This is a genomic window from Vibrio sp. D173a (assembly GCF_030248475.1).
Genome location: NZ_JAHGAH010001153.1, coordinates 1 through 1,327, shown reverse-complemented (window position 1 = coordinate 1,327; position 1,327 = coordinate 1). Strand labels below are relative to the sequence as shown.

Here is a 1,327-nt window from a genome sequence, read left to right as displayed (position 1 = left end):
CTAAAGTGGTGGCAAATGTGTTTTTTTTCAAGGCATACTGCAAAATAGCTCACGTTATGATTTTTTATGCGTCGGCTATGGTATAGTTTCGGATTCTATATCAAATTGTAATACGATATAGTCATAATGAACAAAAAAGCTGAGAGTTTAATGGTTTAGTGCTCTCATCTTCACAGAAGGGTTTAGGCAAGTGAAGTTTTTAGAGCTCAAGAATCGCATGGGAAATTCTCCCCTGTTGAGCCGCTTAATAGAGAATGGATTTGTATTTCAGCAGAAGCTGAGCCTGATAACTTGTTGTGTATTGATCGCTATCTCTGCATGGATTCTGGGTCAATTGGCTTGGTTTATTGAGCCAGCAGAGCAATCTATCACGTCTTGGAAGGCGCAAGCCTCGTCGTCATCTCGACCGCAATCAACGCTCGATATCTCATCTCTACAAAAGAGTCATCTATTTGGTGAATATAACGCCGAAACGCCTCAGGTTATTGAACAGCCTGTGATTCAAGACGCCCCTAAAACACGTTTGAACCTCGTGCTGGTGGGTGCGGTGGCGAGTTCTGATCCGAATCGTAGCCTTGCGGTAATAGCAAACCGTGGTAAACAAGCGACCTACGGCATCAGTGAAGAAATAGAAGGGACGCGCGCTAAGCTGAAAGCGGTGTTGATTGATCGTGTCATTATTGATAACTCCGGCCGTGATGAAACCTTAATGCTTGAAGGCCTTGAGTATAAGCGCCTGTCTGTATCTGCGCCTGCGAAGCCGCGTGCGTCGGCATCGGTTCGCGGCAACAATCCGGGTTCCGCTGAAGAGAAGCTGGAAGAGATTAAGGCTAAGATCACCCAAGACCCACAACAAATCTTCCAATACGTTCGCCTTTCACAAGTGAAACGCGACGGTAATGTGATTGGCTATCGCGTCAGTCCTGGAAGAGATCCCGAACTTTTTAAATCGGTTGGGCTCCAAAGTGGAGACATCGCGACTCAGCTTAATGGACAAGACCTGACCGATCCGGCTGCTATGGGCACGATTTTCCGCTCTATCTCTGACTTAACCGAACTGAATTTGGTGGTCGAAAGAGACGGACAGCAGCATGACATTTTTATCGAATTTTAAAACATTTCGCTTACCGAAAGGCGAGAGTGTAGGAGTAGTACGTGAAGCATTGGTTTAAGAAAAGTGCATGGTTATTAGCGGGAAGCTTGATCTGCACACCAGCAGCCATCGCTAATGATTTTAGTGCCAGCTTTAAGGGCACTGATATTCAAGAGTTTATTAATATTGTTGGCCGTAACCTTGAGAAGACGATCATCGTTGATCCGTCGGTAC

At 45.6% G+C, this 1,327-nt stretch carries 2 protein-coding genes; both read left to right on the top strand.

Annotation, left to right across the window (positions count from 1 at the left end):
* The first annotated feature begins 217 nt into the window (after positions 1 to 217).
* Entirely contained in the window at positions 218 to 1,114 is an 897-nt protein-coding gene (gene gspC, locus KIV40_RS31960) for a type II secretion system protein GspC (protein ID WP_285353352.1), read from the top strand.
* A gap of 41 nt (positions 1,115 to 1,155) precedes the next feature.
* Positions 1,156 to 1,327: hypothetical protein (locus KIV40_RS35660; protein WP_375164927.1), on the top strand; the 172-nt coding region annotated here is incomplete at its 3' end.

Excerpts from the sequence above, each read along its gene's own strand:
- gspC (WP_285353352.1), top strand. The coding sequence starts at position 218 with ATGGGAAATTCTCCCCTGTTGAGCCGCTTAATAGAGAATGGATTTGTA.